Origin of the sequence: Paenibacillus sp. FSL K6-2393 (assembly GCF_038002545.1) — a bacterium.
In the GTDB taxonomy this organism is placed as follows: Bacteria; Bacillota; Bacilli; order Paenibacillales; family Paenibacillaceae; genus Paenibacillus.
Map to the genome: position 1 here is coordinate 5,289,578 of NZ_JBBOCU010000001.1, position 12,479 is coordinate 5,302,056.

Consider the following 12,479-nt stretch of genomic DNA (forward strand, 5'->3'; position numbering starts at 1 on the left):
TAAAAGATTTTTACACTGGACACTCCGATGACAGAACAACCTTCCGATCGTGTTATCCCCATTTTTTTGATCCTTCTATAAAGGGTAAATCCGTGGATAAAGGCCAAGCATATGCTTCCGATGCAGCTTTCATTCAGAACGCTTTTAGCTCAGCTTCTTAATTCTTTCGGGCTTCTCCGTTTCGTGTAAATGTTTATTCCAATTTATTTGGTATTTAGTATTGGTCACGGAATTCATTTCATTTCTACCTTGGCTAACGAACTGAGGTGACGCTATATGGTGTATTTCAGCCACTTGGAAAATGTAACGAATCTGAGACCCGCTATTCTCGCATTATAGGCATCCATTCGTCGTTTATTGCAGCTTTCAGATGAAATAACGTCGCTGAGATTCGTTACATTTCCTATCTCTGCAGAATCATCTAAATAAGGCGTGTGAGATTCGTTAGAACATAGGATAGCTCTGTCGTCATACTAAACAACACCGCTACCCTTCCCCACTCTCCTGACGACGAAGCCGTTTCACCTGCTCCACCGCACTGTCCAATGCCTTCTTGCGCTGCTTCATTACGCGAAGATGATTTTGTTCCACTTCGGCAAAATGGACATGATCCAGCTCCATCCACTTCATCAGTTGATCCAAAGTCGGCGACATATGCAGCTGTGTACTCCGCCGTTTGCGGGCCACGCAACATAGATATTTATGATGAACTTCGAGTTTCAAGACTTCGAAATACGGCATCAGGGTTATCGCCAGACTTCCCGCATAGAAGGTCTGCTTGTGGTCATAGAACGGGTGATACCCATACGGCACGGTTACCACCAGCGTCCCATCTTCTTGCAACAGCCGATGAATCTGGATCAATAACGTCTCCGGATGAGCAAAATGCTCCAGCACTTCTCCAAGCAGCACCGTGTCAAAAGTAGTTCTTACTTTCCATTGCGTAATATCCAGCATCCGAAAATCCACATTGTTTCGAACCGGCCGGGATTCTTTGGCAAGCTCGCCTTGGGCATACCGGATACTCTCTTCCTCCAGATCAATGCCAGTGACACGAAATCCTTCACGTGCCAGCAGAATGGACGTAATGCCCTGACTGCACCCGACATCCAGGATGCGTTTGCCTGTTGCCTCACGGCACATCCAGTGGATACGCGTTCTCGTCGCTTCATGAGAATCTTCCGAATTAATCTCGCCATAATAGCGTTCACTTACACGATCATGATTTGCCATGGGCATCTCCCTGATCCTCGTCGGGATCGATCGCAGCTTCACGGCGAGTTACGGCGCCCTCGACTGCCACCTTGAATTCCTCTTTTTGCCCGGACCCTTCTACTCGTTCCTGTTGCTCGTAAACTCTCTTCGCCTCATGCCGTACAGGCTGACCCAGCACCACAATATTTCCCCCGTGGCATCCGGCCGTTGCATTGCGTGTATCAAAAATCAGCTTTGCATGATCTGCCATCTCCTGATAATCAAATCCCGAATGATCCGTGGTGATGATCACCAGATCAGCTCCTGTCCACAATTCCGGCACCGCCGGACTAGCGTGAAGCACTGTACCGTCATCCTTGCGGAAGACAGGCACCATTGGATCGGTAAAAACCACATCTGCGCCCGCTGCGCTCAGCAGCCGGAAGACGTCCAGCGCAGGCGATTCGCGCAAGTCATCAATGTCTTTTTTGTAAGCCATACCCGCGAGTACAACACGTGCTCCCCGCACAGATACACCCTTCTGCTCCAACAGCTCCGCGGCACGTTTTACCACTCTCTCTGGCATTTGCCGATTGGTTGCATCCGCCAGCTGAATGAATTGCAACTCCGATCCCTGACGATTTGCAGCCCAGGACAGATAGATCGGATCGATTGGAATACAATGTCCGCCGATTCCGGGACCGGGATAAAATGGCATGTAACCAAATGGCTTGGTTGCCGCCGCATTCAGTACTTCCCAGATGTTTACCCCCATCTGTTCACAGGCTGGGGTCAGCTCATTCACAAGGGCAATATTGACACTGCGGAATGTATTTTCGAACAGTTTTGCCGTCTCTGCTACCGTCGTTGAACTAACCGGAACAACTTCGTTGAGGAACGAGCCATAGAACTGTTTACCATAATTCAGACAAGCAGGTGTGGAACCGCCAATAATCTTTGGGGTATTTTTCACACCATAATGCACACTGCCCGGATCTACCCGCTCTGGAGAATAACAGACGTAGAACTGTTCTCCAGCACGCCAGCCGTTTGCCGCTTCAATCGGTTGTTTCACGCGTTCCTCCGTTGTGCCCGGATAGGTCGTACTTTCCAGAATAACCAGGCTGCCTTCCTGCAAATACGGAGTCATGCCATCCACCGCCGCCGAGATATACGAGATATCCGGTTGATGCTCGGCAGTCAGTGGGGTAGGCACACAGATTACAATGACATTTGCCTGCGCCACAGCTGCATAATCAGCACTTGCCTTGAATAACCCAGCCTGCATAAGCGATTGCACAACATCATCTTCTATACCGATGACATACGATTCACCGGCACGCAGCTTAGCTACCTTCGAAGTATCAATGTCAATCCCGTGGACTTGATAACCAGCCTGTGCCATCTCTAAGGCCATGGGTAAACCAACATAACCGAGACCGATGACAACAGCTTTCAGGGAGCGGTCATTAATATGTTTTATTAGAGTACGTTGCTGTAACTCTTCATTTCCTTCGTTCTGCTCAGGCTGATGATTCTCTTCCATTCCTTCCACCTCCAAACGCTCCGCCTCCCTTCGGTGGGCGTGTCTGAGAACTCCGAACGAGTTTTCAGGCACGCCCTAGTCGATATAGCCGCCTGCACGTAAAAACCTGGCAATCGCTGGTTTGTTCATCATGGCACTGTCCGAGCGATACTCGGAGAAGTTCACACGAGGCAGACTGCTGTACTGATCCGTCAGGCTTTTGTCCTTGTGCTCCGGCAGGATCACATAATACTGCGCATCGTATTGGTACGTACGCGGCGCTTCAAAGGGCGAGATTAACACTTCATGCAATTTCTCGCCTGGACGTATTCCCGTCACCTTATAATCGAAAGATGGACGACCTGCCTGTTCCAACATGACGGATGCAAGTTCCGTCATCTTGCAAGCTTTCATTTTCATCACAAAAGTCTCTCCGCCCACGGCCGCTTCAGCCGCTTTAAGCAGTAAATGTATAGCTTCGGTACGCGTCAGGAAAAAACGGGTCATGCCTATATCCGTAATGGTCGGGCTTTTGCCTTCATCGATCTGACGACGGAACAGAGGCACGACACTACCGCTGGTTCCAAGCACATTGCCCCCACGGATACAGACAAACCGAGTACCCTCACTTAGCCAGTTGGCACGGATCATCATTTTTTCACCCAAAGCCTTTGTCATGCCATATACGTTAATCGGATCTACCGCCTTATCGGTGGACACATCGATGACTTTGGCAACCTGCATACGTATTGCAGCCCGAATAATATTCTGCGTCCCGATCACATTGGTCTTGAACGCTTCATCCGGCTGGTCCTCGCAGACCGGAACATGCTTCAGCGCAGCCAGATGGAAGAGCACATCCACACCTCTGCATGCATCTTCCACTGCCCGATAATCGCGGATATCCCCAATGATGAATCGCAGACGCGGATCATGGTTGAACTCTCGCTGCATCGCAATCTGGGCGTATTCATTACGTGACAGAAGGCGAATCTCAGCCGGGTCCTGCTCCAGTAGTACCTCAGTCAGCTTTTGACCCCAGGAGCCTGTTCCTCCAGTGATCAGAATTGTTTGTCCTTGAATCATGGATGAATCCCTCCCTGATCAGATCATGAATTCGCGTAATACCTGTGCCATCTCTTCGCGGCTTAATCGGTCTTTGGGTGGTACCTTTTTGACTGACGTATTGCTCGAATGCACGATGTTGACATAGTTACGCGGCGTCAGCAGCTCATGCGGCAGATCAATGACATTGCCATGTGTACCTCTGCCCGGAAGCTTGACCCAGTATCCTGCTGCGTATTCGGCTGTCTGATATAAGTAGACATAGAATTGCGGAGAACGGTGAAACGCCGGGGCCATCTCGTTATTTACACTGTCCCACAGATAACCATTCTGGTTGATCAGTGCCATCGTCTGCGGCTGTGGTTGAATATCGTAGAGTTGTTGAACAAAGGTTTTATGGTATAGATCATCCGAATCCAGACGGGCAATATATAGCTGCTCCGTACCTTTGGCAAACGCCAAAATAGCACGCACACTCTCAATATTGGTTCCAAAACGAATATTCGAAGGAAGCGGCTCCTGATCCGCAAGAATCTCCCGCATTAAGTCCCCCGATTCCTTGGATAGCTTCACCACTGTGAGGAAATCCTGATTCGTCTGTGCCTTCAGGCAATGCAATGTGAACGTGCGGAAGATGCTCATCCGACGCTCCAGCCACTCCCGCGTCAATCGCTGCGGGTCCATTCCGTAATTGTTAAAGTTAATCTCAATCACAACTTTCCTGGACATAACACTCCTCCTCATGTACGCTGCATGTTCCGTTTGTCGGATACAGACTGTTTTCATAGTTTTGATGCCGTCTTCCTACGAAGACCATCTTCTATCTATCTGATCGTTTACAAGCCACATCTCACTTGTGAATCCAGCACTCTATATCGTATGAAACGTTGATAGAAGCGGTACCGACAGATGTACTAACTTTCATATAAATAGATTGATATACAACCGAAGATGGCGCCCTTCGGGTCGAACGTACATATCGTTACGGTATTCGCAACATAGAATAGAACAGTTCAATTTTCAAAGGAGGCAACCCATCAAATGAATTCGATCTATCTTGAAATGGAAGATGTGCTTGATCAGCTCGAAGCGGCACTTCTGGAACACCGACCGCTGTCTCTTGTACGAGTCGGTGATGGAGAGAATATCGTCATGTCCCAGGAAACCGTGTGGACCACGGAACAGGTCCTTCAGGAGCGTTGGGCCAAGAAGGCCAACTTAGGTCAAAAGGGACTTCGCCTTCCCAACCCGAAACTCCGGGATGAAGTCGCCTCTTCCTTGCAACGTGCCGATATCGTCGGCATTCTTCCTCGCGGTGACAGCACCATTAATGCTCCGGATTATCTCAAAAGACCCCTGACCGACATGGTATTTGCACACTTTGGCATCTCTCCTCCACTGACTTGTCACGCCTGTGTTAATCGGGAAATGGCGCAGAACCCGCGTTTCTGGCAGATGCTTGCAGGCAAGCGTGTGTTACTCGTTACCCGTGAGATTGAGGCACTGCGTGTCATGCTCGAACGTGAGCCGTATAATCTGAACATTGTGACTGCCCTGCCCTTCGACAGCTATGATCAAATGGATGAAACGCTGCACTGGATTCAGACCAATCAACATACCTTCGATGTCGCTCTCTTCTCCTGCGGCGTCAACGCGGTTGTTCTTGCTGAGCGAACAGCCGCACTCGCAGGTAAAGTCGCCATCGACTTTGGCAAAGCCAACAACATCATTCTGAAAGGCCGTGCCAACTGATTTTCAGGCACCTCCAACCTCGAATCAGTGAGTTGCAGCGAAACTTGCATATGGTTGTACGGCAAAAACCCCCGACTTCTTGAGCCGGGGGTTTCTTGCTGAGCGCTAGTCGAAACCTATCGCTGTATTGTCTTGCGTTTCTGGGGTATGAAGCGAACTCTGCCGTCAACAGAAGTGATGACGAAGCACTCTGCTTGTTATATTTCGCCTTTCACTACTAACCGGTGGCTGCAATACCGTATAACATCTCCGGCCCGGTTCTTACTGCTGTGGACACCCCCGAGATGAACGAAGTATACACACTTTCCAATGCTGGTGGTGCAGACAGATCCTGAGCTGTGAACGAATGGAATTCGGCACCTCCGTTCTGTCCAATCGTACCTTCAGCACGGTAGATGATATAGAAAGGATCATATAAAAAACCCCGCACAAGCTCCACAACAAAGGTATCTCCCAGTTCTCCCGTAACACCTACTGTCCCGTTCAACGTAATAATGGGATTCACCACACCCTGCGTCTGTAGACCAATGGTGCCGAAGGCTGCCGGGGATTCTGACAGTGACAAACCGGGCTGTCCTACGGTTGCCGAGTTCATCGAAGTTCTCATATCGAGAAACACGCCCATGAGTAACACCTCCAATGCTATGGGATACCCTATCCTATGAATCTCACTACTCTTATGATTGGATGTATAGCAGATTGCATGAACCTATTTTTATTTGTCGACTGTTAATGGTATATTGAACTGCATAACGAAAATGAACGGATCGTATGCACACAAGCGGTACAGGCTGTTCAGAAGGAGATTACTATTCATGAATAAACGCAAACGTCCAACAGGCAAGACATCGGCCTCGGCCAAGGGGAAATCTTATGCAGGTTCATCTTCAGCACGGTCCGGCAAGTCCAACTTCTCATCTGCCAAAACATCAGGTGCTTCCGCATCACGCAATACGGAGGAGAATAAGAAGCCAATAGCCGCGAAATCATCGGGTGCACCCAAGAAAGCTGGAGGCAACAAACCCAAAAATGCCAGCGCATCCAAACGACCAGGCAATTCCTATTATCGCAAGCAGGAACCACCACGCCAGTACAAAGTGACCGAACCGGATGAACTGTTGAACTTCCTGTTGCAACATCTGAAATCGGGACGGAATGCAGTAAAATCCATTCTGGGTCGTGGACAGGTATCCGTGGATCAGAAGGTCGTAACCAAGTTTAATGAAGCGCTGACGCCAGGTCAGATTGTCTATATTCGAAAAGAAGGTGCAGTCGCTGCTCCGTCCTTGACGGGTATTAACATTTTGCATGAAGACGATGATATCATTGTGATCCGTAAGGAAGCTGGACTGTTGTCCATTGCCGCTGACAAGACGGATGACCTGACGGCATACCGCCAACTGACAGAGCATGTGCGTCGCACCAATCCGCTCAACCGGATCTTTGTTGTCCATCGTCTGGATCGGGATACGTCGGGTGTCATGATGTTTGCCAAAAGTGAAGAGGTACAGCAGAAGCTGCAAAACAACTGGAAAGAAAATGTGCAGGACCGCGTCTACGTTGCGCTTGTTGAAGGTTCGGTAGCCAAAGAAGAAGGCACTATCTCTTCCTGGCTGAAGGAAACCAAAACGCTGAAAATGTATTCCAGCTCTCGTCCGAATGATGGACAACACGCCATTACACATTACAAACGTCTGAAGTCGAACCGTGAGTTCTCCTTGCTGGAAGTGCGTCTGGAGACAGGGCGTAAAAATCAGATTCGTGTGCATATGGAAGATCTCGGACATCCGATTGCCGGTGACAGAAAATATGGTGCACGCACAAGAGACCTTGGCCGTCTCGGACTTCATGCACGCATACTCTCGTTTATTCATCCTACAACGGATGAGCTGATGTCATTTGAAACGGATATTCCGAAGCCATTCCTGTATCCGTTCCGTGCAGATGCTCCACCTGCGAAATAACTGCACCTTGATCATGCCTGAAAGGAGGAACGGACACTGAAAAACCTGTTGATCACCGGTTACCGGGCACATGAATTGCAAATTTTTGGACAGAAGCATGAAGGTATTCCTTATATCAAAAAAGCCATCTCCTCCCGCCTCACTCCCCTTGTCGAGGACGGTCTGGAATGGGTGCTGACGCCGGGACAATACGGTGTGGACCTGTGGGCCTGCGAAGTGGTGATTGATCTAAAGAAGACGTATCCGCATCTGAAGCTGTCGATCATTACTGCCTTTCAAAACCCGGAAGAGCAATGGAAAGAAGACAAGCAGGAGTATTACCGTTCCATCCTCTCTGGTGTGGACTATTACGGTGCGATTAGCAATCAACCTTATATCGGGCCGTGGCAGTTCACTGCACGGGATGACCTGTTGCTGCGTAAAAGCGACGGTCTTCTGCTCGTCTATGACGAAGATGCCGGAGAAGGCAGCCCCCGTTTTGTGAAGGAAAAAGCCGTGAAGAAACAGCAGAACGAGGATTATACAATCATCAGTGTCACTTCAGAGGATATTCAATCTGTAGCTGAGGATGAGCGCATGAACGATGTTATAGACTTTGACGATTCTTCATTCTGAAAAAATGTAGATCATCTGAAGTCCATTCATACATAGCTTTCATCAGAAGGGAATCGTATTTTGAATGACGTACATATGTTTTTTTTCGAGGCAGGTTGGGTATAAGTAGTATTATAACTGCGATGATATGTCGTATGGGATAAGGGGAACTGCAACCATGACAATTACGCCAGAGCAGCGCATTCAACTGCATGGATTTAACAACCTGACCAAGTCGCTCAGCTTTAATATGTACGATATTTGTTATACCAAAACCAAAGACGAACGCGAAGCTTACATTGAATATATTGATGAACAGTATAACGCCGCCCGGCTGAGTAAAATTTTAAACAACGTCTCTGACATCATTGGGGCTCATGTCCTGAATGTTGCGCAGCAGGATTACGTGCCTCAAGGTGCGAGTGTGACGATGCTTGTCTCCGAAGGTCCAATCGTGGAGATCCCCGAAGAATCACTCGATGAATCTCCCGGCCCTCTGCCCGATAACGTTGTCATGCAGCTGGATAAAAGCCATATCACTGTGCACACCTACCCTGAATTTCATCCTAGTGAAGGTATCAGTACCTTCCGTGCGGACATTGATGTCTCCACCTGCGGTGAGATCTCACCGCTTAAGGCGCTGAATTATCTGATCCACTCATTTGATACGGACATTATGACGATGGATTACCGTGTGCGTGGTTTTACGCGGGATACAAGCGGACGCAAGCTGTTCATTGACCATGAGATCGGCTCGATTCAGAATTATATTCCGGACGAGATCAAGAGCAGCTTTGACATGATTGACGTGAACGTCTATCAGGAGAATATTTTTCACACCAAGTGTAAACTGAGGGAATTTGATCTCGACAATTATCTGTTTGGGTACACCAAAGATAAGCTCAGCAAAAAGGAACAACAGGAGATTACAGAATGGCTGAAGCTGGAGATGGACGAGATCTATTACGGCAAAAATATTAATCGACCCTCTTAAAGAGGTTGTTCAACGCTAATCCATAAGGGCAAGGTCTAAGACAAGATTTCATGAAGGTAGGGTTCTTCTTTTCGGGGGACCTCCGGCATGTGCTTGTCTTTTTCTTTGTTTTGTTGACAGTGTGCAACTTTATTTCTTATTATAGAAGTAACTGTACAATCTACAGTGAAGGAGACTGAGCCCGTGATCGAAACGAATACGACAAGACGTAACGAATCACTGTTACAAGCACTGACTGCACAACACAATGCCATCACCAATAACATTGCCAATGCAGACACACCCAACTACAAAAAGAAAACGGTAGAATTTCAGGAAGAGTTGCGACGTATCGTTGAAAATGGCAAAACCGATCAGCTCGCCATGAAGCGGACTCATGACAAACACTTTCCTATCAGTGATCCCAATTCTTCCATCGTACAGTACCGAATTGTCGAGAACAACGAAACAACGATGAACAATAACAACAATAACGTTGACATTGACAAGGAAATGGCGGACCTTTCAGAGAACCAGCTCATGTATAACTACATGGTTGATCGGGTCAGTGGACATTACAAAAAAATGAAGAATTTATTGAATGATCTGAAATAATGAATGTACAAGCAGCCCGAAATGGCTGCTTTTTTTTATGATCTTTTTCCCTGAGTGCAGCTCGTTTGGTTCCATTTTTCGGTATCCGCTCCTGTTCGTAGTATAATGGGGAGAAACGAATGAATTCATATCGAATAAAAGAGGTGCAACATGGCTCCACGTCATTTAAATGGTTTTCAAGGTTCCAAAGTCAGATTAGCGGCTCCATGCCCGGAAGATTGCATGCGTCTCTCCCGCTTCACAGACGATTATGAATATTTGCGCAACATGGACACCGATATCGCGATCCCGTTAACGCCGGATGAGACAGGGTCCTCCTCCGTCCGCCGCGATAACGGATTTGAATTTGCATTACGTACACTGGAGGGTAACCGATTCATTGGATTCACAGCCCTATACCGAATTGAATGGAACAATCGGTCTGCTCGTTTGGCCATTGGTATCGGCGAAGAAAATGATCGGGGTAAAGGTTACGGCAGTGATGCCCTGGCTCTAATTCTTCGATATGGCTTCCACGAATTGAACCTGAACCGGATTGCGCTGGAAGTCATCGAATACAATGAAGCCGCGAGACGTGCGTACCTAAAAGCCGGATTCCGGGAAGAGGGTCGCCAGCGTTCTGCAGTTTTGCGGGATGGCATGCATTATGACCTGATCTCAATGAGTATCCTTGCCGAAGAATGGTCCGCACAGTCTGGGCTTCCTTTGTCATTCCAGTCTACTCGTACTCCTGAATCTGGGGATATGGTAGCGGGTGGTTTTTCACAACGTAATGGGAACGAACAAGCTGCGCTGTCCCTGTCGGAATTAAGCTCAGTTCCAAAAGGTGAATCTGAAATTTCACCTCACATCGGCGTAGGTGCGGTCATCCTGAATGAACGGGGCGAAGTGCTTCTCGCCTGGCGGAATCGTCAGCCCGAACAGCACACCTGGAGTATTCCCGGCGGGAAAGTAGATCCCTATGAATCACTGGAAACTGCCGTCATCCGTGAAATCAAGGAGGAAGTGAATCTGGATATCGCCATTGACAGTCTGCTCTGCACGGCGGAGACGATTCAGCCACAACAGAAGGAACATTGGATATCCGTGCTCTATTCCACCAAGGTGATTGGCGGTCATGCTCGTAATCTGGAAGAAGGCGGAGCCATCGGCGAGATCGGTTGGTTCCCACTCCATGATCTGCCCTCTCCACTCGCCTGCTTTGCCGTGCCTGGACTGGAAGCTGTGAAGAAGCTGTATAACCAGAATTAAGCTTGGAGGTGCTTGCAAGTGTTGGAGATTCCTCTTCCTCAACCTGTCCCCTTCATTCTGCATGAATCGAGTTCCCAATTCGATTGGAAAGGCAGCGGCTCGCTATCACTGAAAACATTCCGTAACGGAAAAACGCTCTATGAAGCGGGGCGCGGTCACTTCGCAGTCAATAATGAGAAATATCTGCTTCTGAATGAGGGCCAGGAATATAGTCTTCACATTGATTCATCTGCTCCAGTTGAATCCTTCTGTATCTTCTTCCCTCCTGGTTATGTGGAAGAGATCGGCCGGAATCTAATTACCAGTGATCTTCAGCTACTTGATGAGCCGTATAGTTATTCATCCTCAAACAAGATGGAGTGGGTAGAACGTACATACGCGATGGATAATCGGCTTGGCGCAGCCCTGAATCATTTGCGTAATTTCTACAGTCAAGACACGCTGGATTCCTGGGCAATAGCGGAGCAGCTTCATCAGCTTGCTGTTCACATGCTGGATCTACACCGTAACGTTCAGCAAGAGATCAACGAATTGGATATGATCAGACGTTCAACCAGAGAAGAATTGTATCGAAGAGTGTATATCGGGCATGAGTATATCTCCGCCTACTATGATCAGCCGTTAACGGTAGAACAGACAGCATCGGCTGCACAACTATCCGTGAATCATTTTCTACGCAGTTATAAAAAGTTGTTTGGTACTTCACCCCATCGTTATCTGACTGAATGCAGGCTATTGGCTGCAAAGCGGCTTTTGCTAGATTCGGACAGGTCGGTCACCAATATCTGTTATGATGTGGGCTTCGAAAGCCTCGGTTCGTTCAGTTCATTATTCACTAGACGCTTCCATAGCTCTCCTTCCCAGCTGCGGGCAAAAAGGTGATTATGAAGAAGAACCTCTGAAGAGGAACATCTATAATTACATTATCTCATCAGATGGAGGTATTCCTTTATGAATCATGCAGAACAGATTAATCAACTATTTCAGGCTGCACAGGCTGGAGATGTGGCCAACCTGCAATTATTGCTCGCTTCTCACCCGGAACTCACCAATACTGAAAATCAGGATGGGTTAACTCCGCTGGGGTATGCCTCTCATTATGGACAAGCTGGAGTAGTTCGTCTTCTTCTGGATTATGGGGCCGATGTTAACGCCCTTTCTCATTCCAAGATTTCCTTTATTCCGTCCAATACTGCACTGCATGCCGCACTTGCGGGAGAACGTTCGCCAGAAGTTATCCACCTTTTGCTCGAACATGGGGCATCAACGAGTATTCTGGACAGCGATGGACAAAATGCGCTGCACTCCGCAGCATTTCATACGGATCAGATTGAACTTATCGAGATGTTACTTCAGCATGGAGCTGATCCAAACGCACTGAACTCAGCGGGCCAGACCGCACTGGAGATTTCACTTGAACGTGGCAACACGTCTACAGCTTCATGTCTGCGAGCAGCCTTGGCAGCACAGTAGCAACAATGATTAGATAACGTGAGCAATACCGTGAATAACCGTCAGGACTCTTTTTGGAGTACAAAGAGAAGGC

At 48.2% G+C, this 12,479-nt stretch carries 13 protein-coding genes; 8 read left to right on the plus strand and 5 right to left on the minus strand.

All coding sequences use genetic code 11. From position 1 onward, the window contains the following. Nucleotides 1–486: 486 nt before the first annotated feature. The 4 genes from MHI14_RS23490 to MHI14_RS23505 all read right to left on the minus strand — a co-directional run bounded on the left by MHI14_RS23490 (nt 487) and on the right by MHI14_RS23505 (nt 4,513). Nucleotides 487–1,233 carry a class I SAM-dependent methyltransferase gene (locus MHI14_RS23490; protein ID WP_341131349.1) on the minus strand — a complete coding sequence of 249 codons (747 nt, stop codon included), beginning with the start codon at nt 1,231–1,233 and terminating at the stop codon, nt 487–489. Then, a complete protein-coding gene (locus tag MHI14_RS23495; protein ID WP_341131350.1) occupies nt 1,220–2,740 on the minus strand; it encodes a nucleotide sugar dehydrogenase in 1,521 nt (506 codons plus the stop codon). Before MHI14_RS23495 ends, MHI14_RS23490 begins: the two co-directional genes overlap by 14 nt. Nucleotides 2,741–2,815: 75 nt before the next feature. Beyond that, complete coding sequence (locus MHI14_RS23500) at nt 2,816–3,805, minus strand: SDR family NAD(P)-dependent oxidoreductase (protein WP_340983132.1); 990 nt, start codon at nt 3,803–3,805, stop codon at nt 2,816–2,818. 18 nt (nt 3,806–3,823) lie between these two features. Then, complete coding sequence (locus MHI14_RS23505; RefSeq protein WP_341131351.1) at nt 3,824–4,513, minus strand: glycosyltransferase; 690 nt, start codon at nt 4,511–4,513, stop codon at nt 3,824–3,826. A gap of 312 nt (nt 4,514–4,825) precedes the next feature. Here MHI14_RS23505 and MHI14_RS23510 point away from each other — a divergent pair, with 312 nt between their 5' ends. Then, nucleotides 4,826–5,536: a GT-D fold domain-containing glycosyltransferase gene (locus MHI14_RS23510; protein ID WP_341131352.1), complete on the plus strand. Its 711-nt coding sequence runs from the start codon at nt 4,826–4,828 to the stop codon at nt 5,534–5,536. A 217-nt stretch (nt 5,537–5,753) separates the two neighbouring features. Here the strand turns inward: MHI14_RS23510 and MHI14_RS23515 are convergent, their stop codons facing one another. Then, nucleotides 5,754–6,161 carry a hypothetical protein gene (locus MHI14_RS23515; RefSeq protein WP_091033422.1) on the minus strand — a complete coding sequence of 136 codons (408 nt, stop codon included), beginning with the start codon at nt 6,159–6,161 and terminating at the stop codon, nt 5,754–5,756. Between the two features lie 190 nt (nt 6,162–6,351). Between MHI14_RS23515 and MHI14_RS23520 the strand changes: the two genes are divergently transcribed. The 7 genes from MHI14_RS23520 (at nt 6,352) to MHI14_RS23555 (ending at nt 12,406) form a co-directional block, all read left to right on the plus strand. Beyond that, the gene (locus MHI14_RS23520) at nt 6,352–7,500 is read left to right on the plus strand and encodes an RluA family pseudouridine synthase (RefSeq protein WP_341131353.1); all 1,149 of its coding nucleotides are present in this window, start codon (nt 6,352–6,354) and stop codon (nt 7,498–7,500) included. Nucleotides 7,501–7,536: 36 nt separating this feature from the next. Further along, a complete protein-coding gene (locus MHI14_RS23525) occupies nt 7,537–8,115 on the plus strand; it encodes a DUF1273 domain-containing protein (RefSeq protein WP_091033429.1) in 579 nt (192 codons plus the stop codon). 157 nt (nt 8,116–8,272) lie between these two features. Further along, nucleotides 8,273–9,088, plus strand: a complete 816-nt coding sequence (speD, locus tag MHI14_RS23530) for an adenosylmethionine decarboxylase (protein ID WP_036610662.1) — start codon at nt 8,273–8,275, stop codon at nt 9,086–9,088. 183 nt (nt 9,089–9,271) lie between these two features. Continuing rightward, nucleotides 9,272–9,682 (plus strand): flagellar basal body rod protein FlgB, encoded by a 411-nt coding sequence (gene flgB, locus MHI14_RS23535; protein WP_341131354.1) that lies wholly within the window; start codon nt 9,272–9,274, stop codon nt 9,680–9,682. A 150-nt stretch (nt 9,683–9,832) separates the two neighbouring features. Further along, on the plus strand, nt 9,833–10,933 hold the full coding sequence (locus MHI14_RS31165) for a GNAT family N-acetyltransferase (RefSeq protein WP_430982064.1): 1,101 nt from the start codon (nt 9,833–9,835) through the stop codon (nt 10,931–10,933). 18 nt (nt 10,934–10,951) lie between these two features. Then, the gene (locus MHI14_RS23550; RefSeq protein WP_133386824.1) at nt 10,952–11,815 is read left to right on the plus strand and encodes a helix-turn-helix transcriptional regulator; all 864 of its coding nucleotides are present in this window, start codon (nt 10,952–10,954) and stop codon (nt 11,813–11,815) included. Between the two features lie 69 nt (nt 11,816–11,884). Next, on the plus strand, nt 11,885–12,406 hold the full coding sequence (locus MHI14_RS23555; RefSeq protein WP_133386823.1) for an ankyrin repeat domain-containing protein: 522 nt from the start codon (nt 11,885–11,887) through the stop codon (nt 12,404–12,406). Nucleotides 12,407–12,479: the final 73 nt, after the last annotated feature.